Below are 23,324 nucleotides of genomic sequence, written 5' to 3' on the forward strand. Positions count from 1 at the left end.
GTGACGCAGTCCCGCGGTGACGAAGCAGTCCCGCAGTTCCGTAGTACCAGCACATTCCACTCTGCATGCACAGTTCGTCTCGGGCCGTCCCCCGGGTCGTGCCGCCAGCGCAGTCATCCCAAATCCCGCATTTCGATTCTGCATCGCGGGTGCCCCTGTGAACCTTGGGAGTCAGGCATCATGACCCAGCAGTCAGTGGAGCCCGGAACCATTGCGGAGGACGCGGGCTCCGGCTCGCGCATCCCCGCAGGAAGATCCTGGCTCGACCGGTACTTCCACATCTCCGAACGTGACTCGACCGTCGCACGCGAAGTGCGCGGTGGCATCACGACGTTCATGGCGATGTGCTACATCCTCCTGCTCAACCCGCTCCTGCTGTCCGGACCGGACGTGGCGGGCCACCGGCTCAGCCACGCCGGGCTGATCACGGCGACCGCGCTCGCCGCCGCCGTCTCCACCCTGCTGATGGGCTTCATCGGCAAGGTGCCCCTCGCCCTCGCCGCGGGACTCTCCGTCTCCGGCGTGCTCGCCACCCAGGTGGCGCCCCACATGACGTGGCCGCAGGCCATGGGCATGTGTGTGATGTACGGCGTGGTGATCGTGCTGCTGGTCGTCACCGGGCTGCGCCAGATCATCATGAACGCGATACCGCTGGCCCTGAAGCACGGCATCACCATCGGCATCGGCATGTTCATCGCGCTGATCGGCCTGGTCAACGCCGGCTTCGTCGGCAAGGGCGCCCCGGTCACGCTCGGCGTGGGCGGACAGCTCTCCGGCTGGCCCGTACTGCTCTTCTGCGTCACCCTGCTGCTCATCTTCATGCTGCAGGCCCGCAACGTGCCCGGCGCGATCCTGATCGGTATCGTCGTCGGCACGGTGCTCGCCGTCATCGTCAACGCCGTCGGCGACATCAGCCCCAAGGCATGGGGCGGCAGCGCACCCGAACTGCAGGGCAGCGCCGTCTCGATGCCCGACTTCGGACTCTTCGGCCATGTCGAGTTCGGCGGCTGGGGCGACATCGGCGTCATGACCGTGGGCATGATCGTCTTCACCCTGGTGCTGGCCGGCTTCTTCGACGCGATGGCGACCATCATCGGCGTCGGTACCGAGGCCGGGCTCGCCGACAGCACGGGCCGGATGCCCGGCCTGTCCAAGGCGCTGTTCATCGACGGCGTGGGCGGGGCGGTCGGCGGCGTCTCCGGAGCCTCCGGCCAGACCGTCTTCATCGAGTCGGCGACCGGCGTCGGCGAGGGGGCCCGCACGGGTCTGTCCTCCGTCGTGACCGGTGTACTCTTCGCCGCCGGACTGTTCTTCACCCCGCTCGCCCAGATCGTGCCGGGGCCGATCGCGGCCGCCGCACTGGTCGTCATCGGCGCGATGATGATGCAGAATGCCCGCCATGTCGACTGGAGCGACCGCTCCGTCGCGGTGCCGGTCTTCCTGACGGTCGCCCTGATGCCGTTCACGTACTCCATCACCGCCGGTGTCGGCGCCGGAGTGATCTCCTTCGTCGCGATCAAGGCGGCGCAGGGCAGATTCCGTGAGGTCGGCGCGTTCATGTGGGTACTGACCGGTGTGTTCGTCGTGTACTTCGCGATCAGCCCGATCGAGAGTTGGATCGGGGCCAAGTAGGCCCGTCCGTAACGGGATCGGCCCGTCCGTCCGCACCCCCGTAGAAGGAGAATCGCCATGCTGGACATCGCCGAGGAGCTCAACCGGTGGGTCGAGCAGGGCCGCGACTTCGCCGTGGCCACCGTCGTGGCGGTCGGCGGGAGCGCGCCCCGGCAGCCGGGAGCCGCCCTCGCCGTCGACCGCGACGGCACGGCGATCGGATCGGTCTCCGGCGGGTGTGTGGAGGGCGCGGTGTACGAGCTGTGCCGGCAGGCCCTCGACGACGGCACGACCGTCCGGGAGCGGTTCGGCTACAGCGACGAGGACGCCTTCGCGGTCGGGCTCACCTGCGGCGGCGTCATCGACATCCTGGTAGCACCGGTCCGTGCGGACGACCCCGCACGGGCGGTGTTCGCCGCCGCGCTGGCCGCCGCCGCTCGGGGCGCGGCGGCGGCAGTCGCCAGGATCACCGACGGGCCCGCGGAGCTCCTCGGCCGCCCCCTGCTCGTCCACCCCGACGGCTCGTACGAGGGCGGGTTCGGCGGACATCCGGAGCTGGACCGCACCGCGGCGGCCGACGCCCGCGCGATGCTGGACGCGGGCCGTACCGGCTCCGTCACCATCGGCGCCGACGGCTCGCGCTGCGGGCAACCGCTCACCCTGCTGGTCGAATCGAGCGTCCCGCCGCCCCGGATGATCGTCTTCGGGGCCATCGACTTCGCGTCCGCGCTGGTCCGGGCCGGAAAATTTCTCGGGTACCACGTCACCTTGTGCGACGCACGCCCCGTCTTCGCGACGAAGGACCGTTTCCCGGAGGCCGACGAGCTGGTCGTCGACTGGCCGCACCGCTATCTCGCGGCGACCGATGTCGACGCGCGCACCGTCCTGTGCGTCCTCACCCACGACGCCAAGTTCGATGTCCCGCTGCTGGAACTGGCGTTGAGGCTGCCGGTGGCGTACGTCGGAGCGATGGGCTCGCGCCGCACCCACCTGGAGCGCAACGACCGGCTGCGCGAGATCGGCCTCACGGAGCTTGAACTGGCCAGGCTGCACTCGCCGATCGGCCTCGACCTCGGCGCCCGTACCCCCGAGGAGACCGCGCTGTCGATCGCCGCCGAGATCGTCGCCGACCGGCGCGGAGGCAGCGGCGTACCGCTCAAGGGGGCGCACACGCCGATCCATCACGAAGGCGACGGGGCGTCGACGGCAGTGGTCACTTCCGTGGCCTGAACCGTTCCGTGAACCACGGTTGTCCGTGGGCGGGTTGCCGCCACGGCGGATTTACGCCAGGCGTGAACTCAACCGTAGCCTCGGTTTTGCCTCTAGACCCGTACTTCGCGGGTCACCGATTCAGGTCTTTGTGGTCGGGTAGCCGGATCACGTTGCCGTGACCCGGCCCCCTCAGAACCGGACGTGCACCTTTCAGCGCATCCGGCTCAAGCAAGCCACGAGGGCTTCGCAGGTCAGCAGGGTTATGCGGTCCGTGCGCTGTCGCCAGCGTGATGCTGGCGGTGGCATTCGGAGTGCACGAGGCGAAGGTTGTTCCGCTTGTCCGTGCCGCCGTCTCGCCGGTAGGTGAAGTGATGCTTGTGGAGCATCTTCTTCGAGGCCGCGAACCAGTTGATCCACTCGCGTGGACTGTCCGGTTCGTACTCGGCTCCGACAATCAGCGCCTGCTTGCAGAGAGGACACAGCCCCTGCTGCCGAACCGCCAGGAGAAGACTCGTCTTGTCCATCGGCGGCGGCGCTTTCCTGCGGCGGCGATCCCGCCAGTACTCGACCAGAGCGGGGTCGTCCGGAGACGCCCCGCCCTTGACGAGTTGGTGGCGGACGATGCCGGTCCAGGCGAACTTGATGAGGAAGGCGCCGCTGTCGCGGTCGCCGAACACCCACCGGTCACGCCGGGACGGGTGGAACCTGCCGAAGTACCGGTCCACGACCCAGTACCTCGACTTGTTGCGGTGACGACGCCTGGCCCATTTGAAGGTCAGCCGCCACATGTAGTGATCCAGCGACGAGAACGTTGTCGAGGACGCCACCGCCCGGTAGTAGGCCGCCCAACCGCGAACGAGCGGGATCAGCTTGCGCAACACGGCCTCGGCGTTGGCCCCGTGCAGGGCCTTCACCTCGGTCCGCAGCCGCGCCCGGAGCCTCGCGCAGGCCGCTGTGCTCGGGGTGATGATCAGCTTCTTCTGACCCTTCCGGCGGACGTTGAAGCCGAGGAAGTCGAACCCCTCATCGAGGTGGACGACCGAGGTCTTCTCCTCGTTGAAGTGAAGACCTTTCGGCGCCAGCCAGTCCTCCAGCCGGGCTCTGACCTGGTGCACCTCCGCTTCGTCGTGACAGAGCACGACGAAGTCGTCGGCATACCTCACCAGCACCGGGGTGCCGGGCATCGCGCCGGGCTCGCGCCCGGCCCGCACCGTGTATTGGCACCCTGCGGCCTGTTCCAGTCCGTGCAGAGCAACGTTCAACAACAACGGGCTGATCACACCGCCTTGAGGAGTTCCCTCCTTCGTCGGTGCGAATCGGTCCCGGTCGATCACGCCCGCCTTCAGCCAACCCCGGATCAGATCCTTGGCAGGGAACTGGCCCAGCATGGTCATGAGGTGGTCGTGATCGATGCGGTCGAAAGCCGCCGACAGGTCCGCATCCAGGACCCATAGACGTTTCGGGTTCTTGCCCTTCACCGTCCAGAAGATCGCGGATATCGCGTCCTGGCAGCTGCGGCCGGGCCGGAAGCCATAGGACCTCGGCTCGAACCGCGCTTCCCACTCGGGCTCCAGCGCGTTCTTCACGCGGGCCTGGAGGACCCGGTCACGGATGACCGGAATGCCGAGCGGTCGCTGTTTCCCGTTGCTCTTGGGGATGAACACACGCTTGACCGGCATGGCCTTCCAGGGCTTCGACGACCGATGGATCTCGGCCGCCAGCGTGCCTCTCGCCTTCGGCGTGAGGGCCCGTTCCCCGTCGATGCCAGCGGTCATGCGACCACTGCTCTGCTGCGTCACACGCTTCACGCTGATCAGCGTGTTGCTGCGGCTTCGCAGCATGAGTTTCTGCAAGTTGCGGACCTTTTTGAGGTCCCCGTCCTGCGTCGCCTTGAAAATCCTCTGCCTCAGCCGCCGTACGTTCTCCTCGCAGGTGGCCCAGTCGATGCCGTGCCAGTCGAGTAAGACGTCCTCGGGTCCGTTCACCGCAGGCGAGGACGTCACGACAGGTGTCGTGATCCCCATGTTTGCCTCCGGTGTCTAACTTGTCCCTTGGTTCCGGTTTCCTTGCAGTGGTGACTTCAAAGGCTCACCTGATCCACGTGGGCGCCCCTTCGGGCCGGACCACCCGGGCCCGTATCCGGCGAGTTATGCGAGAGCGGGTGAAGGTCCCGATCTCCCGGTTTCCTCTGGCCTTTCGGCCCGCCGGCCTTCGCTTCTTGGATCTTCCTTCTCCCGCCGGGGACTTCCGCCTTCCTTGCGGTCGGCCTACCAAGCCGAGGCTTGGACCCCGTCGGGGTTTCCACGTTCCGCACCAGTAAGACGCGGCTGGGGTGGGCGCCCCCTCTACCCCGGGACCAGCGGTGTCCTCCCTCCGGGCTCAGTTACCCGAAGGTCGCTTGGTGCCTTTCAGCACCGGGTCCTGTGACCGCCGCCAACACGCCATCGACGCGATCTTAAAGTCACGAGGCATCATCGAGGGTTCACTTGCGTTCGCCCGTCCAGCCTTCCCCTCACCTGTTGCACCCCGATGGCCGGGACGCTCTTGGGCTTGAACGCTCCGCTTCACACCCCGCCGTTACCAGCGACGCATGGGAGCGTGGGGACGAGCCCTGGACACTGGCCCGAAGTCCAGCTTCCTCAACTTCCCTTCATACGGCTGTCCTTACTTACCTGGTGCGACCTCGTGTCGCACACTGAGCGCTTCAATTGGCCAGTGAGTAGCTGAGTTGGCCGGCTGAGCAGAGGTGGCCCTGTCTTCGCCTTCCGAGCGTTCACCTCACGAGCGGACTCGTGCGTACGACCGCGCCGAAAATGCGATGACCTGCGGTGACGGAACGTGGCATGCTCGCCGCATGTCCAACGACATCGCCTATCCCGTCTTTCGGACACCCGACCCCGCACTCGCCCTGAGCGTCGCGCGTCGCCTCATGGAGTTCGGCCGCTGCGAGTACTCCGAGGTCTCCGTGTACGCAGATCTCCGCTCCGTCGCCGAGGTGCGGCGGGTGGCGAAGGAGCTGCCCGAGGGGTGGTTTCGGGGGCAGGAGGCGTACGGAGAGTTCGACGGGGTGCCGTTGGAGGACCAGCCCGCGCTGGTCCTCGGCGTTCAGGGGGCCGGTCTGCCGGCCGACCCGGCCGCGTACGAAGGACGGCTGCCGGTGGAGTGCGAGCTGCTCGACCTGCCGGTCGGCAGCATCGAGGACGTCTTCACGGCGGCGGTCGGTCCGAACAGGGGCGAGGTCAACTGGGAGGCGCTGCATTGGCCGGACGCGCCCGAGCTGGGCTTTCGCGGCGAGTCCAAGCATGCCGAGGTGACGCTCCTCTTCAACACTTCCACGCGTGACCTCGACGAGCCGGCCGACGACCACACCGTCCTCGTTCACGTCCGCAGCGTCAGCGTCGACGGTCGCCAGATGAGGGATCCGTTCGCGCACTGGCTCGCGAAGCAGGCGGGACTCACGGTCATCGGCCCCGGGCAGCGGTGCTGAAGCCGGCCGGGTCGCCCCGATGAGTTTCGGTGGCGGCCGCCTGTCCCTCGTACGCCCGCAGCGTCATGAGACAGCGCGATCGCCGAGTGCAACCAGCACACGGGACAGGCGGCGTACATCCGCGGCGGCGTGGAGCGCCGCTGACGGGCCGGGATGGACGAGCTTCCCGCTCAACTGGCCAACTGAAGCGCTCAGTGTGCGACACGAGGTCGCACCAGGTAAGTAAGGACAGCCGTATGAAGGGAAGTTGAGGAAGCTGGACTTCGGGCCAGTGTCCAGGGCCCGTCCCCACGCTCCCATGCGTCGCTGGTAACGGCGGGGTGTGAAGCGGAGCGTTCAAGCCCAAGAGCGTCCCGGCCATCGGGGTGCAACAGGTGAGGGGAAGGCTGGACGGGCGAACGCAAGTGAACCCTCGATGATGCCTCGTGACTTTAAGATCGCGTCGATGGCGTGTTGGCGGCGGTCACAGGACCCGGTGCTGAAAGGCACCAAGCGACCTTCGGGTAACTGAGCCCGGAGGGAGGACACCGCTGGTCCCGGGGTAGAGGGGGCGCCCACCCCAGCCGCGTCTTACTGGTGCGGAACGTGGAAACCCCGACGGGGTCCAAGCCTCGGCTTGGTAGGCCGACCGCAAGGAAGGCGGAAGTCCCCGGCGGGAGAAGGAAGATCCAAGAAGCGAAGGCCGGCGGGCCGAAAGGCCAGAGGAAACCGGGAGATCGGGACCTTCACCCGCTCTCGCATAACTCGCCGGATACGGGCCCGGGTGGTCCGGCCCGAAGGGGCGCCCACGTGGATCAGGTGAGCCTTTGAAGTCACCACTGCAAGGAAACCGGAACCAAGGGACAAGTTAGACACCGGAGGCAAACATGGGGATCACGACACCTGTCGTGACGTCCTCGCCTGCGGTGAACGGACCCGAGGACGTCTTACTCGACTGGCACGGCATCGACTGGGCCACCTGCGAGGAGAACGTACGGCGGCTGAGGCAGAGGATTTTCAAGGCGACGCAGGACGGGGACCTCAAAAAGGTCCGCAACTTGCAGAAACTCATGCTGCGAAGCCGCAGCAACACGCTGATCAGCGTGAAGCGTGTGACGCAGCAGAGCAGTGGTCGCATGACCGCTGGCATCGACGGGGAACGGGCCCTCACGCCGAAGGCGAGAGGCACGCTGGCGGCCGAGATCCATCGGTCGTCGAAGCCCTGGAAGGCCATGCCGGTCAAGCGTGTGTTCATCCCCAAGAGCAACGGGAAACAGCGACCGCTCGGCATTCCGGTCATCCGTGACCGGGTCCTCCAGGCCCGCGTGAAGAACGCGCTGGAGCCCGAGTGGGAAGCGCGGTTCGAGCCGAGGTCCTATGGCTTCCGGCCCGGCCGCAGCTGCCAGGACGCGATATCCGCGATCTTCTGGACGGTGAAGGGCAAGAACCCGAAACGTCTATGGGTCCTGGATGCGGACCTGTCGGCGGCTTTCGACCGCATCGATCACGACCACCTCATGACCATGCTGGGCCAGTTCCCTGCCAAGGATCTGATCCGGGGTTGGCTGAAGGCGGGCGTGATCGACCGGGACCGATTCGCACCGACGAAGGAGGGAACTCCTCAAGGCGGTGTGATCAGCCCGTTGTTGTTGAACGTTGCTCTGCACGGACTGGAACAGGCCGCAGGGTGCCAATACACGGTGCGGGCCGGGCGCGAGCCCGGCGCGATGCCCGGCACCCCGGTGCTGGTGAGGTATGCCGACGACTTCGTCGTGCTCTGTCACGACGAAGCGGAGGTGCACCAGGTCAGAGCCCGGCTGGAGGACTGGCTGGCGCCGAAAGGTCTTCACTTCAACGAGGAGAAGACCTCGGTCGTCCACCTCGATGAGGGGTTCGACTTCCTCGGCTTCAACGTCCGCCGGAAGGGTCAGAAGAAGCTGATCATCACCCCGAGCACAGCGGCCTGCGCGAGGCTCCGGGCGCGGCTGCGGACCGAGGTGAAGGCCCTGCACGGGGCCAACGCCGAGGCCGTGTTGCGCAAGCTGATCCCGCTCGTTCGCGGTTGGGCGGCCTACTACCGGGCGGTGGCGTCCTCGACAACGTTCTCGTCGCTGGATCACTACATGTGGCGGCTGACCTTCAAATGGGCCAGGCGTCGTCACCGCAACAAGTCGAGGTACTGGGTCGTGGACCGGTACTTCGGCAGGTTCCACCCGTCCCGGCGTGACCGGTGGGTGTTCGGCGACCGCGACAGCGGCGCCTTCCTCATCAAGTTCGCCTGGACCGGCATCGTCCGCCACCAACTCGTCAAGGGCGGGGCGTCTCCGGACGACCCCGCTCTGGTCGAGTACTGGCGGGATCGCCGCCGCAGGAAAGCGCCGCCGCCGATGGACAAGACGAGTCTTCTCCTGGCGGTTCGGCAGCAGGGGCTGTGTCCTCTCTGCAAGCAGGCGCTGATTGTCGGAGCCGAGTACGAACCGGACAGTCCACGCGAGTGGATCAACTGGTTCGCGGCCTCGAAGAAGATGCTCCACAAGCATCACTTCACCTACCGGCGAGACGGCGGCACGGACAAGCGGAACAACCTTCGCCTCGTGCACTCCGAATGCCACCGCCAGCATCACGCTGGCGACAGCGCACGGACCGCATAACCCTGCTGACCTGCGAAGCCCTCGTGGCTTGCTTGAGCCGGATGCGCTGAAAGGTGCACGTCCGGTTCTGAGGGGGCCGGGTCACGGCAACGTGATCCGGCTACCCGACCACAGGTCTGTGGCCAGCCGGTTTGTGTGACTTCGATGCCGAGGAGTTCGAGGAGGTGGAGTTGGACGCCGCGGGTGATCTGTACGGTTGGCGGGTCGGTCACGTTCCCGATCCTCAGGTTGAGCTCGCCGAGGTGGTAGAGGACCATCCGGCCGGTGGGCCGCACTCTGCGGTTGTCCGGATAGAGCCCCGCCATGGTCTGCTCCGGGCCCAGAGCGCGTCTGACCTGGCGTTCGATCAGGCAGAACACCAGCAGGGCCAGGCAGATCACCTGGATCAGCGCGGCGGCGCGACGGTTGTGCTGAACGAAGAAGGGGGTGACCGCGAGTGGCCCCTTGAAGTCTGCGTAGCGGCGCTCGACCGTGCCTTGGCCCTTGTACTGGATCAGGACCTGGGCGAAGTCTGTCTGTTCGGCCGGGAGCGGGGTGATCAGCGCGTACCAGCCGTCGGCCTTGGCTTCGGCGTCGATCACGTCCTGGTCGAAGCTCCACTGCAGCGACGGGACCCCGTCCCCGTCCTCGTGGACGTGCCAGCGCAGGCAGGCGGTCACGCGGCGCTTGGCGGCGATCACTCCGGCGCGGGCGGCGATCTTCTCGGCTGTCTTGTAATGCCGCCCGCCCGCGGCGCGGGCGAGCTTGTCCAGGTCCTCGGCCGCCTTGGCCAGGCGTTTGGCCCGGGCGGCCTGCTGGCCGGCCGCGTTCGCGGTGGAGTGGACCAGGATCCGCCGCAGGGTGAGCTGCGGGTCGCGCTTGCGCGGGCCCGTCAGGGTGTGGACGTCCTCCAGCACCCGGTAGACCTCCCGCTCGGCCGGGGTCTTGCCCGCGTCCCGTTCCGGAGTCCAGTCCACGACGGTGGCCTGTTCCAGGTCGAGGGCGGCGTAGACCCCGTCCTTGACCTGGGCGGCCGGGAGCGGTGCGATGAACGGAACCTTGGTTTCCAACAGGGCGGTGATGTTCGCATAGGACACCAACTTGGCGTCCGCGACCATCAGGAACTCCTGCAGGCCTGCCAGCTTGCGCAGGTCCTTCATCGCGCCGACGATCTGGGAGACCTCGGCGGCCCCGCCGTCGAAGACGCGCGCGTGGACCGGGATTCCGCCGTCGCCGGTGACCGCGAGGCCCGCTTGGACCTGCTTCAGGTCCGTGCGCCGGTCCTTGGGGTGCCCGTACTTGATGACCGGGAACTGCTCGTCCTGGTCCTCCTCCGGATAGGCGCCGTGGACAGACATGCTGGTCATGTCCCAGTGCAGCCGCGACACGTCGATGCCGAACTCGGCGATCGCCCGCGCGCCAACCGTGCCCGCGAGCTGTTCCAGGTGCGGGGCGATCGCGTCCAGCGCGCGGGCCAGGCGGTCGTCGTTGAGCAGGGCCGGCTCCATCCCGAACACCTCCTCCACCGCCCAGACCCGAGCCCAGTCACCGACCCGGAACAACGGCATCGGCGAAGTGAGCCGGTTCGCGACAAGCGCCTCGATCACCTGGCCGTGCGTCAGGTGAGCACTCGCAGCGGAAGGACACAGCCCATCGACGATCCCGGCCACATCCAGCCGGCGCAGAAACTCGGCAGCGACAGGCAGAGCGCCCAGACGCTTCTCCACCACGGACGTCACCACGCACTCAAGGCGCTGACGCTCAGACCGGGGCCGCGGGGACCGGAAAGTCATCGACACACCCGATCCAACGACGCCAAGCCGACCCAGGACACCCGTCCCGGGCCCGAGCCAACCGATTCAACGACCCGCGAAGTACGGGTCTAGACCTGCTGCATGACATTCACATCCTCCTCCGCTTCCGGTCGGGCGAGATCCGCTCGTGCGGGACGCAGGGCTCTGCTCATAGCGACTTCGGTCGCCCTGGTGAGTGGCGCGCTGTTGCCCGCAGCGGGCTCCGCTTCCGCCGCCGCGGGTCAGTCCGGGCCCGTCGACCGTCAGGCCGCCGCCCCTGTCAAGGAGTACGACATCACCCTGCTCACGGGGGATGTCGTGCACTACTCGGACGGTGTCGGCAAGCAGGACACCGTCACCGTGGACCGCCCCGACGGAGCAGTCGGCGGCGTGCACGTCCAGCAGGCCGGTGACGATCTGTACGTCCTGCCCGACGAGACCAACTCCCTCCTCGCAGCAGGCAAGCTGGACCGTCGGCTGTTCAATGTCTCGGCTCTGGCCAAGATGAGGTACGACGACAGGAAGTCGGGCGGCATTCCGCTGATCGCCACCTACTCGGCGAGTCAGGGCCGCTCACTGCCCGCCGCCCCTCGCGGTGCGAAGAAGACCCGCACTCTGGAGAGTATTCACGGCGCCGCGCTGAAGGCCGGGAAGGACACCGCCCGGGCCTTCTGGAACGACATCGCCCGTACTCCCACGGCCCGTTCGCTGGACAACGGCATCGCCAAGCTCTGGCTCGACGGCCGGGTGGAGGTCGCGCTCAAGGACTCCGTGCCGCAGGTCGACGCCCCGCAGGCATGGGCCGAGGGCTATGACGGCAAGGGCTCCAAGGTCGCCGTCCTGGACTCCGGCGTCGACGCGACCCACCCGGACGTCAAGGACCGCATTCTCGAGTCCAGGAGCTTCGTGCCGGGCGAGGAGGTCGTCGACAAGCACGGCCACGGCACCCATGTCGCCTCCACGATCGCAGGCTCGGGCGCCGCTTCGGAGGGCATCAACAAGGGCGTCGCCCCCGGCGCCGGCCTGATCAACGGCAAGGTGCTCGGCGACTCCGGGTACGGCGAGGACTCCGGAATCATCGAGGCCATGGAGTGGGCGAAGGCCGAAGGCGCCGACGTCGTCTCCATGAGCCTCGGCTCCAGCATCCCGGACGACGGTTCCGACCCGATGTCCCAGGCCGTCGACGCGCTCTCCGCCGACGGCGGACCGCTGTTCGTGATCGCCGCGGGCAACGCGTACGGCGCTGGCACCATCGGCTCGCCCGGCTCGGCGGAGAAGGCACTCACCGTCGCCGCCGTCGACAGGAAGGACAACCGCGCGGCCTTCTCGTCAATGGGCCCGCTCGTCAGGTCCTACGGCCTGAAGCCCGACCTGTCCGCACCGGGCGTGGACATCAACGCGGCCGCCTCGCAGGCGGTGCCGGGCGTCAGCGGGATGTACCGGTCGATGTCCGGTACGTCGATGGCGACCCCGCATGTCGCGGGCGCCGCAGCCATTCTGAAGCAGCGTCACCCCGACTGGTCCGGCCAGCGGATCAAGGACGCGCTGATGAGCTCGTCGAAGAAGCTCGACGCGTACACCCCGTACCAGCAGGGCACCGGTCGGCTCGATGTGAAGGCGGCCGTCGACACCACCATCGAGGCCACCGGCTCCGTCGCGGTCGCCTCCTACAACTGGCCGCACTCCGCGTCCGACCCGGTCGCCCAGCGGACGATCACCTACCGCAATACGGGTGCGAAGGACGTCACCCTCGACCTGGCCACGGGCACCGACGCGGAGGCCTACACCCTGTCGGCGAAGCAGCTGACCGTACCGGCCGGTTCCACCGCCGAGGCCGTGCTCTCGCTGGACCCGTCGAAGGTCGCGAACGACACACAGTTCTCCGGTCAGGTCATCGCCAAGGACGCGGCGGGCACCGTCGTCGCCCACACCGGCTTCGCCCTGAACAAGGAGCGGGAGCTGTACGACCTGACGCTCAGGCTCCGTGACCGCGACGGCAAGCCGATGGACGGCCTGGTCGTCATCGGCGCACTCGGCGACCCGGACCTGGGCATCATTCCGGTGTCGGGCGAGACCACGCTGCGGCTGCCGCCGGGCAACTACAGCGCCTGGAGTTCCGTCGACATCGCCGGTGACCGCGCCGACTCGAAGGCCGTGGCCTTCCTCGCGGCTCCGGAGACGATTCTCGACAAGGCGGCCACGGTCACCCTCGACGCGTCCAAGGCCCGCAAGGTCAGCGTGCGCACGCCGAAGGAGACCGAGACCCGACAGCTGCGATACGACATGGCACGTACCGCACCGGACGGCACGGTCCAGCGCGACGCGTACCAGATCCCGTTGACCTACGACCAGCTGTGGGCCAGCCCCACCAAGAAGGTCACGCAGGGCAGCTTCTCCTTCCTGACCCGCTGGCGGCAGGGCGAGAAGCAGCTGGATGTGTCGGCCGAGGGCCGTGATGTGCCGGTCTTCCCGCAGGGCGGTGCGGCCATCGCCGAGGACGGCGAGAAGAAGCTGGCCGGCGTCTTCGCGGGCAACGGCGCCGTGGCCGACTACGAAGGTCTGAACGTCAAGGGCAAGGCCGTCATCATCCGCAGCAGTGATGCGGTCGCTCCCGCCGACCGGCTCGCGGGCGCGGTGGCCGCGGGCGCCGAGGCGCTGTTCGTCGTCAACGACGGCGACGGCGTCCTGATGGAGAGCTACACCCCCTGGGGAACCAAGGGCACCATCCCCGTCGCCTCGGTCCAGCGCCTGGCGGGCGAGGACCTGATCAAGTCCGTCCAGCAGGGTGCGAAGCTGACGATCGATCAGCACCGGTTCGCCCGCTACGTGTACGACCTGGTCGACCGTCACGACGGCGTCGTCCCGGACCGCTCGCTGGAGTTCGCCCCTTCGCCCCGTCAGCTGGCGAAGGTGGAGAACACCTTCTACGGCCACAAGGGCGTGCTCGGCGCGGGCTTCCGCTACGACATCCCGGACTACGGCCCGGGTCTCGGCTTCGAGGAGTACGAGAAGTTCCCCGGCACCCGCGAGGAGTGGGTCACCCCGCTTCCGGGCGCCTCCTTCTGGTACGAGAACCACTCGATCTTCAACGCCACCGAGACGGACTTCGCGCAGGAGATGCGCAGCGGCGACCTGGACTACACGGCGGGCCGCACCTACCCTGCGGAGTGGTTCGCGCCGATCACCCGTCCGCGTCTGGGCACCGGCTACTGGGGGCCGTTCCGGACCATCTACAACGACATCCAGTTCAACCTCACCCCGTGGACGGACTCGGGCGCGGGCCACGCGGGCGACATGTACGCGGACGAGTACGACACCACCACCACCGCCTTCTACCAGGGCGACACCCTGATCAAGAAGGTCAAGGGCCGGGCCGGCTACGCCTGGGACGTCTCGCCCGAGAAGCTGCCCTACCGCTTCGTGCTCGACGCCACCCGGGACGCGGACGTGTGGAAGACCTCCACCCGCACCCACACCGAGTGGAACTTCGTCTCGGGAGCGATGGACGAGAACGGCCCGGGCAAGGCGGATATTCCGCTGCTGCAGCTGGACTACAAGGTCGGCACCGACCTCGCCGGTGACGTCAAGGCCGACAAGTGGACCGAGATCGGTCTGACCTCCGGTACGCAGGAGTGGCTGAAGGGCGCGGTGAAGGCGACGAAGGCCTCGCTGTCGGTCAGCTACGACGACGGCAAGAGCTGGAATGCCGTGGAGCTGCGCAAGACCTCCGAGGGCAACTGGACCGCCCGGTTCACGACGCCCAAGCAGGCCGGCGGATTCGTCTCGATCAAGGCGCACGCCGAGACCGAAGACGGGCTCGGCGTCGATCAGGAAATCATCCGGGCGTTCGGCCTGAAGTGAATGTCCGCCTGAAGTGAATGTCCGGCTGAAGTGACCTGCTGACAGTCCCTCTTGAGGTTGCTCGGGAGGCACGAGGGAGGTGCTCGGGCGGTTCCGAACGAGGTGGCTCCACACCCTCCGACAGGGGTGTGGAGTCACTTTTTACGCTTTCCTGATCAACAAAATTTGTCTAGTTTGCCCGTATTTAGTGGGTCGTAATCCCAGAAAGGGACTTTTTACGGTGCGTGGCAAGTTGCCACGACCGGGTGGGGAGGCTTATAAGAGGAATGTGGCCCAGGCGATACCGGGAATTCCGGGAGGCCGCCACGGAGGTTTCCCATGTTTCTGACTCCGTCCGACACGGAGAAATTGTTGCTGAGTGTTGCCGGAATGGTTGCCCGCGACCGGCGGGAGCGGGGTGTGCGCCTCAACTATCCGGAGGCCGTCGCCCTGCTGTCCTGCTGGGCCTTGGAGCGAGCCCGCGAGGGAGCCATGGTCAGCGACCTCATGACCGAGGGGAGGAACGTTCTGACCCGCGCCGACGTGCTCGAAGGCGTCCCCGAGATGCTCCATGACGTCCAGGTCGAGGCGACCTTCCCGGACGGGCGCAAGCTCGTCACGATCACCTCTCCGATCCCGTGATCCCGGGCGAGGTCCGGACCGGGTCCGGCGTACTGAAAATCAACGAAAATCTCGTCACGAGGCAACTCACCGTGGTGAATGACGGAGACCGGCCCATTCAGATCGGATCTCATCTGCATTTCCCCGACGCGAATCCGGCGCTTTCCTTCGATCGGGCCGCAGCCGTGGGATTCCGGCTTGATATTCCGTCAGGTACGTCGCTGCGCTTCGAACCCGGAGTCGGCGCCGATGTCACCCTCGTCGCGCTCGGCGGCCGGCGACTGGTGCCCGGACTCGTGCTCCCCGGCGTCCGCGCGTCCACCGGCGCGCCCCTCGACAACCCCGCAGACGCGTGCGCCCCGGACTCCGCCCCCGAGTCACGAACGGAGGACATGTGACATGGCACAAATGACCCGCGCCGCCTACGCGTCGCTCTACGGCCCCACCACCGGCGACCGCGTCCGCCTCGCCGACACCGACCTCTGGATCGAGGTCGAGGAGGACCGCTGCTTCGGCGGCGACGAGGCCGTGTTCGGCGGCGGCAAGTCCATCCGCGAGTCCATGGGTCAGGCCACCACCTCGCGCGCCGACGGCGCCCTGGACCTCGTCATCACCAATGTCGTCGTCCTCGACCACTGGGGCATCGTCAAGACCGACGTCGGCGTCCGGGGCGGCCGGATCGTCGCCCTCGGCCGCTCGGGCAACCCCGACATCAGCGACGGCGTCCACCCCGACCTGGTGATCGGACCCGGCACCGACGTGGTCTCCGGCGAGGGCCGCATCCTCACCGCCGGAGCCATCGACACCCACGTCCACTTCCTCATGCCGGAGACCCTCCACGAGGCCCTCGCCACCGGCACCACGACCGTCATCGGCGGCGGCACCGGCGCCACCGAGGGGTCCAAGGCGACCACGGTCACCCCGGGCGCCTGGAACCTCGCGATGATGCACCGGTCCCTGGACCGGGTCCCGCTCAACATCATGCTGTTCGGCAAGGGCTCCACCGTCGGCGAGGACGCCCTGCGCGAGGCGGCGCTCGGCGGCGCCGGCGGCTACAAGGTCCACGAGGACTGGGGCGCCACCCCCGCCGCCATCGACGCCGCGCTGAAGGCGGCCGACAGCTACGGCCTCCAGGTCGCCCTGCACGCCGACAGCCTCAACGAGGCCGGATACGTCGAAGGAACCCTCGACGCCATCGCCGGGCGCGGCATCCACGTCTTCCACGCGGAAGGCGCCGGCGGCGGCCACGCCCCTGACATCATCACCGTCGCCTCCCACCCCAACATCCTTCCCGCGTCCACCAATCCGACGCTCCCGCACACCGTCAACACCGTCGCCGAGCACCTCGACATGCTGATGGTCTGTCACCACCTCAACCCGCGCGTCCCCGAGGACCTCGCCTTCGCCGAGTCCCGCATCCGCGCCACCACCATCGCCGCCGAAGACGTACTGCACGACATCGGCGCCCTCTCCATCACCTCCTCCGACGCGCAGGCCATGGGCCGCATCGGCGAGGTCATCTGCCGCACCTGGCAGGTCGCCCACGTCATGAAGCAGCGCTTCGGCGACCGCGACAGCGAACTTCCCGCCGACAACGAACGCGCCCGCCGCTACGTCGCCAAGTACACGATCTGCCCCGCCGTCGCCCACGGCATCGACCACGTCGTCGGCTCCGTGGAATCCGGCAAGCTCGCCGACCTGGTGCTGTGGGACCCCGCCTTCTTCGGCATCCGCCCCGCCGCCGTCATCAAGGGCGGCATGGTGGTGTACGCGCCGCTCGGCGACGCCAACGCCGCGATCCCCACCACCCAGCCCGTCCTGCTGCGCCCCACCGCCGCGGCCGAGGCCGCCCCGCACCTCTCGGTCAGCTTCGTGGCCCCGGCCGCCCTGGAGGACGGACTCGCCGAACGTCTCGGTCTGGTAAGGGAGTTGGTCGCCGTACGGCCCACCCGCCACCTCACCAAGGCGGACCTGCCGAACAACACGGCGCTGCCGGACATCGACGTCGACCCGGAGACCTTCGCCATCCGCATCGACGGGGAACTCGTCGAGCCCGCCCCCGCCACCGAACTGCCGCTGGCCCAGCGGTACTCCATGTTCTGATGGCGGGCCTCGCACCCCTCCTGCTCGGCGACGGGCGGCTCCCGGTCGGCGCGTACACCTACAGCGCCGGGCTCGAACCGGCCGTCGCGGCAGGTCTCACCCGCGACCGCGTCCCCGCCCTGCTGCGGGCCCGGCTGCACACCGCGGCCGTCACCGAGGCAGCCGCCGCCGTACTCGCCCTGCGGGCCGCAGGCCAGGACCCGGTGGACTACGGCCCCGTACAACAGGCCCTCGCCGCCCGGATCCCCGCCGCACCCCTGCGCGAGGCGTCGACGACGCTCGGCCGCGGCGTGCACCGCCTGGCACGGCGGCTGGCTCCGGACCACCCCGCGGTCACCGCGCTGTCCGCGATCCGCCCGCGCCCCCTGAGACCGATCGCGCTGGGCGCCCTCGGAGCCGTCATGAAGGTGTCGGAGGAGGAGCTGGCGTACGGCGTCGTCTACGACGAACTGCAGACCATCGCCTCCGCCGCGCTCAAGCTGCTGCCCGGCGATCCGCTCGACTCCGTCGCCTGGATCCTCGCCGCGGAGCCGGACGCCACGGCCGCGGTGGCCGAGGCCCTCGCGGTACGGACCCCGGCCGATCTGCCCGCCCGTACACCCCCGCTCACCGAGCAGTGGGCACTCGAACACGCACCACGAGAACGGAAACTCTTCCTTGCCTGACCAGCAGTCCGACCAGCACCCCGACCAGCGGCGCGACGAACAGCCCACCCAGCAGCCCGACCAGGGCCCCAACGTGCACTACCACCAGCCGCTCAACCAGCCGCGCGCCATGCGCCTCGGGGTCGCCGGTCCGGTCGGCACCGGCAAGAGCTCGATTCTCGCGACCCTGTGCCGCGAGCTCGCGGGTGAACTCTCCATGGCCGTCGTCACCAACGACATCTACACCGACGAGGACGCCCGCTTCCTCCGCTCGGCCGGCGTCCTGCCCACCGAACGAATCCGCGCCGTCGAGACCGGCGCCTGCCCGCACACCGCGATCCGCGACGACGTCAGCGCCAACCTCGACGCGGTCGAGGACCTGGAGGAGGCGTACGGACCGCTCGACCTGGTCCTCATCGAGAGCGGCGGCGACAACCTCACCGCCACCTTCAGCCCCGCCCTCGCCGACGCGCAGCTCTTCTGCATCGACGTCGCGGGCGGTGGTGACGTCGCCCGCAAGGGCGGCCCCGGCATCACCGGCGCCGACCTCCTGATCATCAACAAGACCGACCTCGCGCCGTACGTGGAGGTCGACGTGGACGCGATGGTCGCAGACGCCGAGAACGCCCGCGGCGGCCTCCCGGTCCTCGCGCTTTCCAAGAACGACCCGGAGTCGATCGCCGAACTCGCCGAGTGGGTACGGGCGGTGCTCGTACGCCACCGCTCCGGGACCCACATCCCCACCGACCCGGGCCCGATGGCACCCCACAGTCACAGCCACGACGGCTCGTGACCGTGCGGACGGCCGCTCCCGCCGAGCCGGCCGACCCCACGGTCGTCGCCGCGGAGTGCGACAGCTCGGGCCGCCATCTCGCCCGTGAACTGAGCCCCGGCGCCTTCCTCGCCCCCCGCCCCCTGCTGCCGTCCCCCGACCGTCTCCGGGTCGCCCTCGTCGGCACCCGCGCGGGACTCCTCGCGGGCGACGATCTGCTGCTGCACATCTCGGTCGGCCCTGGTGCCCGACTGGAACTGGTCGAACCGGCCGGCCTGGTGGCGTACGACCATCGCGGCGGCTCATCGACCTGGCGGGCCCGGGTCGACATCGCGGAGGGCGGCGAACTGCGCTGGGACGCCCGGCCGTTCGTGATCTCGACGGGTGCCCGCGTCGAGCGCTCGATGGACATCGCGCTGGCGGCCGGGGCGCGGATGCTGTGGCGCGACACCCTGGTCCTCGGGCGCTCCGGCGAGCGGGGCGGCAGCGTACGGGCGACGACCCGCGCCACGTACGACGGCCACGAGCTGCTGGTCGAGGACCTGGACCTCACGGACCCGGAACTGCGCGAACTCCCCGGCATCCTGGGCCCGAACCGCGTCATCGGCTCGGTCACCGCTCTCGGTACGAGGCCGGGGGGACCGCCCCACCCGTACCGCATGGAGCTGGCGGGGCCGGGGGCGCAGGTGCGGCTGCTGGACACGGTGACACCGGCGATCGACGCGGAACTGGCGGCGGTCTGGGAGGACTGGCTCGGCACGGACTGATACGCGTCGTGCACACAAAATGTATCGCGCATAGAAATCGTGCCGAGGAGATGGCGTGGTGCGGGGCGGGGCACCGGGCGCCGCCAAGGTCCCGCTGGGCCGCTTCGGCGACCCGCAGAAGGATGTCGCCCCGGTCGTCGCGTTCCTGGCGAGCGACGACGCCCGGTACATCACCGGTCAGACGCTGATGGCCGACGGCGGGGCGATCAAGCTCCGCTGACCCGGCTGATCCGGGAGCGGCCGGCCGCACCGCGCGCCACCGCGGCCGCGCCCAGCAGCGCGGGGACCGCCGCGACCGCGAAACACACGGCCGGCGGCAGGCGGTCCACCAGCAGACCCATCGCCGCGGTGCCCGCCGAGGACCCGGCGTTGACGGCGGTGTTGACCCACGCACCCGCCTGCGTGCGGCTCCCCGCGCCCACGGACTCGTCCGCGACGAGATACGCGGTCGTCAAGGCCGGTGCGACGAACACCCCGGCCACCGCCAGCACCGCGGCCAGCACGTACACATCGGTCGACAGCCCGGCCACGGCCATCGCCACCCCCAGGCCGGCGGCCGGCACCGGCAGCCGTACCCGGTTCGGCGTGCGCCAGGAGACGGCGCCGTAGCCGAGCCCGCCGACCGCGCTTCCCGCCGAGAGCGCGGCCAGCACCCACGCCACCGACGCGCCCTGGTGGCGCTGTTCGGTGAACGCCACCACCAGCAGGTCCAGCCCGCCCAGACACAGCCCCACGGACGCCGTCACGATCACGGCGTGCCGCACCCCGGCGACGCCGAGCAGCCGCCGCTCGCGAGGCGCGTCCGGGGACACGGCGGCCTCCTGGGCGGAACGTGCCGCGGTGATGCCGCGGACCGCGGGCGAGGACACCAGCGCCAGGGCGCCCACCAGCACGAGCACGGCACTGATCGCGACACCCGCCGCGGGCACGGTGAAGGTGACCACGACGCCCACCAGCAACGGACCGGTGACGAACAGCAGTTCCTCCGCGACGCCGTCCAGGCTGTACGCGCGCCGCAACAGCTCCTGTTCCGGAACGAGGGTGCTCCACAGGGTCCGCATCACCGGTCCCAACGGCGGTGTGCAGGCGCCCGCCGCCACGGCGAGCACCCCCACCAGGAGCGAGGAGGTGCCCGGCCGCCACGTCGCGCACGCCAGGGCGGCGAGCAGCGTCGCGTAGACACCGGCCATCGGCGGCAGCGTCCGGCGCGGCCCGTACCGGTCGATCAGCGCGGCATGGGCGGGGGAGAGGAAGACACTGGTCGCCCCGAACAGGGCCATGACGGCGCCCGCGACGGAGTACGAGCCGGTGGTGTCCTTCACCGCCAGCATCAGGGAGAGGGAGATCATCCCGTACGACAGCCGCCCCAGCAGAGCGGCACCGAACGTGCGGGAGGCATGGCGGGTACGCAGGACGGTGGCGTACGAAGGGGCGCGCGAAGGCGCGGGTGAGCGCGAAGGCATGAGGACGTTCCTCGTGAGGGCGGCGCGGTACAGGGCGCCGCGGGCATGCGGGGACACCGAGGGGCCGCACCCGGTGGGACGGGGTGCGGTCGGTACGGGGTCCTACGCACGGGAGAGGAACATGCGTGCCAACGTACCAGGGCGAGAAACGTGTGACCCGGCTTCCGATGCCCCGCCCTAATTGCCGCCGTCGGGGAAGGCAGGGTGTGAGACTGGGGCATCGACGAAAGGACCGGCGATGACACTCGCAGCCGAGGACCGTCTGGCCATCACCGAACTGATCGCCCTGCACGGGCATCTGGTGGACGACGGCGAACTCGACCGACTCGACGAGCTGTTCACCGACGACATCGTCTACGACACCTCGGACCTCGGGCATGGCGAGATGCACGGGCTGGCGGCCTTCCGGGCCGCGGCGCAGGCGATGGCGGAGCGCGGTCCCGTCAGCCATCACGTCACCAACATCGTGCTCACCGAGGCCCGTGACGACCGGGTGCGCGCCCGGTCGAAGGGGATCGGCATCAAGGCGGACGGTACGTGTGGAAGCGTGACCTACGACGACGTGATCGTGCGCGGCGAGCAGGGCTGGCGCATCAGCCGTCGCAAGATCATCGTGCGGAATATGCCTGCGGCTGCCAAGGAGTAGACCGCATGACATGTCACAGGTGCGGGTGCCGTACGGCATGCCACACGTGACATGCCGCATGTGCCGGTATCGCGCCACATGCCACATGCCACATATCGCATGTCGCATGCCAGGCGGCGCACGCCGACGCCGCCGGCGCCCCCGCAACCAGTGGGGGCGCCGGCGGCCGAGCCCGGGCGCGGGCAGGATCGCTCAGGCGTCCAACATGCCTGACGTGTCGATGACCTGGCGGATCGCCCGGCCCGAAGCCAGCTCCTCCATCGCCGCGTTGATGTCGGCCAGCGGCAGCGTGCCCGTGTGCGGGGCGGATCGCTCAGGCGTCCAACATGCCTGACGTGTCGATGACCTGGCGGATCGCCCGGCCCGAAGCCAGCTCTTCCATCGCCGCGTTGATGTCGGCCAGCGGCAGCGTGCCCGTGTGCATCTGCTCCACCGGCATCAGGCCCGCCCGCCACAGGTCCAGGAACCTCGGGATGTCGCGGCGCGGTACCGCGTCGCCCATGTACGAGCCGAGCAGGGACTTGCCCTCGCCCGCGAACGCCAGCGCCGGGACCTCCAGCACCCGGTCGGGCGCGGGGAGGCCCACCGAGACGACGGTGCCGCCCCGGGCAACGGCCGTCAGGCACTCCGCCATGACCTTGGGGCTGCCCACCGCCTCCACCGCCAACTCGGCGCCACCGGAGGTGAGTTCGCGGATCGCCTCGACCGCCTCGCCGGGGGCGTACGCATGCGTCGCACGCAGCCGGACGGCCAGCTCGCGCTTCTCCTGGACCGGGTCGACCGCGATGATCGGGTACGCCCCCGCAGCGCGGGCGCCCAGCACCGCCGAGAGCCCCACGCCGCCCAGGCCGTAGACCACCGTCGACTGGCCGGGACGCAGGGCCGCCGTGTTGATGACCGCGCCCGCGCCCGTGAGGACCGCGCAGCCGAACATCGACGCCACGGTGAACGGGATGTCCTTGGGAATCGGGACCACCGACTCCTGGGCCAGCACCGCGTGTTCGGAGAAAGCGGACACGCCCAGCTGGTGGTGGACCCGGTTGCCGGAGGCGTCGGTCAGCAGCGACGGGCCGTGCAGCAGCGCACCCGATCCGTTCGCCGCCGCTGCCTGCGCGCACAGGGCGGGCCGGCCCGCCGCGCAGTCGGCGCAGAAGCCGCAGCTCGGCACGAAGACGAGCGCCACGTGGTCACCGGGGGAGACCCGGCCGACACCCGGTCCGGTGTCCTGGACGACGCCCACCGCCTCGTGGCCGAGCGCCATCGGCAGCGGGCGGACCCGGTCGCCGTTGACCACCGAGAGGTCCGAGTGGCAGAGCGAGGCGGCCGCGATACGGACCAGTACCTCGCCCTCGCGCGGGGCGCCCAGCTCCAGCTCCTCCACCTCCACCGGGCGGGTCCCGGAGTAGGGGCGGGCCGTCGATATCCCGCGCAGCACCACCGCACGGGTCTTCACGCCCGCACCTCCGGGCGCGGGGCGCAGCGCAGCACGTCGCGGCTCTCCAGCAGCGGGACGACCTTGCCGAGCACGATCTCCTGGAAGTGCGGGGTGGCGCAGTGCGCGGTGAAGTCGGCCTCGGATCCGTACTCCTCGTACAGCACGATCGCCCGCGGGTCCTCGGTGCCCTGGTGGACCCGGTAGGCGAGGTTGCCCGGCTCCTGGCGGGAGGCGGTGGCCATCGTGTCGAGCAGGGGGAGGACGGTGTCCTCCTCGCCGGCCCTGGTGCGGTATCGGGCGACGACTACGTATGTCATGGGG

General features: G+C 69.2%; 18 protein-coding genes. 13 read left to right on the forward strand and 5 right to left on the reverse strand.

Features of this window, described 5'->3' with window-relative positions; translation table 11 throughout:
- The first annotated feature begins 180 nt into the window (after positions 1-180).
- Positions 181-1,632, forward strand: a complete 1,452-nt coding sequence (locus tag OH735_RS30070) for an NCS2 family permease (protein WP_406384821.1) — start codon at positions 181-183, stop codon at positions 1,630-1,632.
- 57 nt (positions 1,633-1,689) lie between these two features.
- Positions 1,690-2,841, forward strand: coding sequence for an XdhC family protein (locus OH735_RS30075; protein ID WP_406384822.1), 1,152 nt, complete (start codon positions 1,690-1,692; stop codon positions 2,839-2,841).
- Positions 2,842-3,083: 242 nt separating this feature from the next.
- Here the strand turns inward: OH735_RS30075 and ltrA (OH735_RS30080) are convergent, their stop codons facing one another.
- Positions 3,084-4,847 carry a group II intron reverse transcriptase/maturase gene (gene ltrA / locus OH735_RS30080; RefSeq protein WP_406384823.1) on the reverse strand — a complete coding sequence of 588 codons (1,764 nt, stop codon included), beginning with the start codon at positions 4,845-4,847 and terminating at the stop codon, positions 3,084-3,086.
- Between the two features lie 830 nt (positions 4,848-5,677).
- Between ltrA (OH735_RS30080) and OH735_RS30085 the strand changes: the two genes are divergently transcribed.
- Positions 5,678-6,310 (forward strand): hypothetical protein, encoded by a 633-nt coding sequence (locus OH735_RS30085; protein ID WP_405680137.1) that lies wholly within the window; start codon positions 5,678-5,680, stop codon positions 6,308-6,310.
- Positions 6,311-7,176: 866 nt separating this feature from the next.
- Entirely contained in the window at positions 7,177-8,940 is a 1,764-nt protein-coding gene (ltrA, locus tag OH735_RS30090; protein WP_406384823.1) for a group II intron reverse transcriptase/maturase, read from the forward strand.
- Here the strand turns inward: ltrA (OH735_RS30090) and OH735_RS30095 are convergent.
- Positions 8,910-10,649 carry an IS1634 family transposase gene (locus OH735_RS30095; protein WP_406384824.1) on the reverse strand — a complete coding sequence of 580 codons (1,740 nt, stop codon included), beginning with the start codon at positions 10,647-10,649 and terminating at the stop codon, positions 8,910-8,912. The genes ltrA (OH735_RS30090) and OH735_RS30095 overlap by 31 nt on opposite strands.
- A gap of 165 nt (positions 10,650-10,814) precedes the next feature.
- Between OH735_RS30095 and OH735_RS30100 the strand changes: the two genes are divergently transcribed.
- The 8 genes from OH735_RS30100 to OH735_RS30135 all read left to right on the forward strand — a co-directional run bounded on the left by OH735_RS30100 (position 10,815) and on the right by OH735_RS30135 (position 19,679).
- Complete coding sequence (locus OH735_RS30100; protein ID WP_406384825.1) at positions 10,815-14,573, forward strand: S8 family serine peptidase; 3,759 nt, start codon at positions 10,815-10,817, stop codon at positions 14,571-14,573.
- A 318-nt stretch (positions 14,574-14,891) separates the two neighbouring features.
- Positions 14,892-15,194 carry an urease subunit gamma gene (locus OH735_RS30105; protein WP_406384827.1) on the forward strand — a complete coding sequence of 101 codons (303 nt, stop codon included), beginning with the start codon at positions 14,892-14,894 and terminating at the stop codon, positions 15,192-15,194.
- Entirely contained in the window at positions 15,191-15,571 is a 381-nt protein-coding gene (gene ureB / locus OH735_RS30110) for an urease subunit beta (protein WP_406384828.1), read from the forward strand. Before OH735_RS30105 ends, ureB begins: the two co-directional genes overlap by 4 nt.
- 1 nt (position 15,572) lies before the next feature.
- The gene (locus OH735_RS30115) at positions 15,573-17,276 is read left to right on the forward strand and encodes an urease subunit alpha (RefSeq protein ID WP_406384829.1); all 1,704 of its coding nucleotides are present in this window, start codon (positions 15,573-15,575) and stop codon (positions 17,274-17,276) included.
- Positions 17,276-17,941: an urease accessory protein UreF gene (locus OH735_RS30120; protein WP_406384830.1), complete on the forward strand. Its 666-nt coding sequence runs from the start codon at positions 17,276-17,278 to the stop codon at positions 17,939-17,941. Before OH735_RS30115 ends, OH735_RS30120 begins: the two co-directional genes overlap by 1 nt.
- A 109-nt stretch (positions 17,942-18,050) precedes the next feature.
- Entirely contained in the window at positions 18,051-18,713 is a 663-nt protein-coding gene (gene ureG, locus OH735_RS30125; protein WP_406386802.1) for an urease accessory protein UreG, read from the forward strand.
- 2 nt (positions 18,714-18,715) lie between these two features.
- Complete coding sequence (locus OH735_RS30130; RefSeq protein ID WP_406386804.1) at positions 18,716-19,459, forward strand: urease accessory protein UreD; 744 nt, start codon at positions 18,716-18,718, stop codon at positions 19,457-19,459.
- A 55-nt stretch (positions 19,460-19,514) separates the two neighbouring features.
- Positions 19,515-19,679 carry an SDR family oxidoreductase gene (locus OH735_RS30135; RefSeq protein WP_406384831.1) on the forward strand — a complete coding sequence of 55 codons (165 nt, stop codon included), beginning with the start codon at positions 19,515-19,517 and terminating at the stop codon, positions 19,677-19,679.
- On the opposite strand, the gene OH735_RS30140 is transcribed toward OH735_RS30135, so the two are convergent.
- The gene (locus OH735_RS30140) at positions 19,666-20,922 is read right to left on the reverse strand and encodes an MFS transporter (protein ID WP_406384832.1); all 1,257 of its coding nucleotides are present in this window, start codon (positions 20,920-20,922) and stop codon (positions 19,666-19,668) included. The genes OH735_RS30135 and OH735_RS30140 overlap by 14 nt on opposite strands.
- Before the next feature lie 238 nt (positions 20,923-21,160).
- On the opposite strand from OH735_RS30140, the gene OH735_RS30145 reads away from it, so the two are divergent.
- Positions 21,161-21,568, forward strand: a complete 408-nt coding sequence (locus tag OH735_RS30145; protein ID WP_406384833.1) for a nuclear transport factor 2 family protein — start codon at positions 21,161-21,163, stop codon at positions 21,566-21,568.
- A gap of 313 nt (positions 21,569-21,881) precedes the next feature.
- Here the strand turns inward: OH735_RS30145 and OH735_RS30150 are convergent, their stop codons facing one another.
- Both OH735_RS30150 and OH735_RS30155 read right to left on the reverse strand, forming a co-directional pair.
- A complete protein-coding gene (locus tag OH735_RS30150; RefSeq protein WP_406384834.1) occupies positions 21,882-23,021 on the reverse strand; it encodes a zinc-binding dehydrogenase in 1,140 nt (379 codons plus the stop codon).
- Entirely contained in the window at positions 23,018-23,320 is a 303-nt protein-coding gene (locus tag OH735_RS30155; RefSeq protein ID WP_406384835.1) for a putative quinol monooxygenase, read from the reverse strand. The genes OH735_RS30150 and OH735_RS30155 overlap by 4 nt, the downstream gene beginning before the upstream one ends.
- Between the last annotated feature and the right edge of the window lie 4 nt (positions 23,321-23,324).

The sequence above is a fragment of the Streptomyces sp. NBC_01618 genome (genome assembly GCF_045209435.1).
In the GTDB taxonomy this organism is placed as follows: Bacteria; Actinomycetota; Actinomycetes; order Streptomycetales; family Streptomycetaceae; genus Streptomyces.

Bases quoted from the DNA above. Each gene is read 5' to 3' on its own strand.
- OH735_RS30070 (WP_406384821.1), top strand. From the start codon at position 181: ATGACCCAGCAGTCAGTGGAGCCCGGAACCATTGCGGAGGACGCGGGC.
- OH735_RS30075 (WP_406384822.1), top strand. From the start codon at position 1,690: ATGCTGGACATCGCCGAGGAGCTCAACCGGTGGGTCGAGCAGGGCCGC.
- ltrA (WP_406384823.1), bottom strand. From the start codon at position 4,847: ATGGGGATCACGACACCTGTCGTGACGTCCTCGCCTGCGGTGAACGGA.
- OH735_RS30085 (WP_405680137.1), top strand. From the start codon at position 5,678: ATGTCCAACGACATCGCCTATCCCGTCTTTCGGACACCCGACCCCGCA.
- ltrA (WP_406384823.1), top strand. From the start codon at position 7,177: ATGGGGATCACGACACCTGTCGTGACGTCCTCGCCTGCGGTGAACGGA.
- OH735_RS30100 (WP_406384825.1), top strand. From the start codon at position 10,815: ATGACATTCACATCCTCCTCCGCTTCCGGTCGGGCGAGATCCGCTCGT.
- OH735_RS30105 (WP_406384827.1), top strand. From the start codon at position 14,892: ATGTTTCTGACTCCGTCCGACACGGAGAAATTGTTGCTGAGTGTTGCC.
- OH735_RS30115 (WP_406384829.1), top strand. From the start codon at position 15,573: ATGGCACAAATGACCCGCGCCGCCTACGCGTCGCTCTACGGCCCCACC.
- OH735_RS30120 (WP_406384830.1), top strand. From the start codon at position 17,276: ATGGCGGGCCTCGCACCCCTCCTGCTCGGCGACGGGCGGCTCCCGGTC.
- ureG (WP_406386802.1), top strand. From the start codon at position 18,051: ATGCGCCTCGGGGTCGCCGGTCCGGTCGGCACCGGCAAGAGCTCGATT.
- OH735_RS30140 (WP_406384832.1), bottom strand. From the start codon at position 20,922: ATGCCTTCGCGCTCACCCGCGCCTTCGCGCGCCCCTTCGTACGCCACC.
- OH735_RS30145 (WP_406384833.1), top strand. From the start codon at position 21,161: ATGACACTCGCAGCCGAGGACCGTCTGGCCATCACCGAACTGATCGCC.
- OH735_RS30155 (WP_406384835.1), bottom strand. From the start codon at position 23,320: ATGACATACGTAGTCGTCGCCCGATACCGCACCAGGGCCGGCGAGGAG.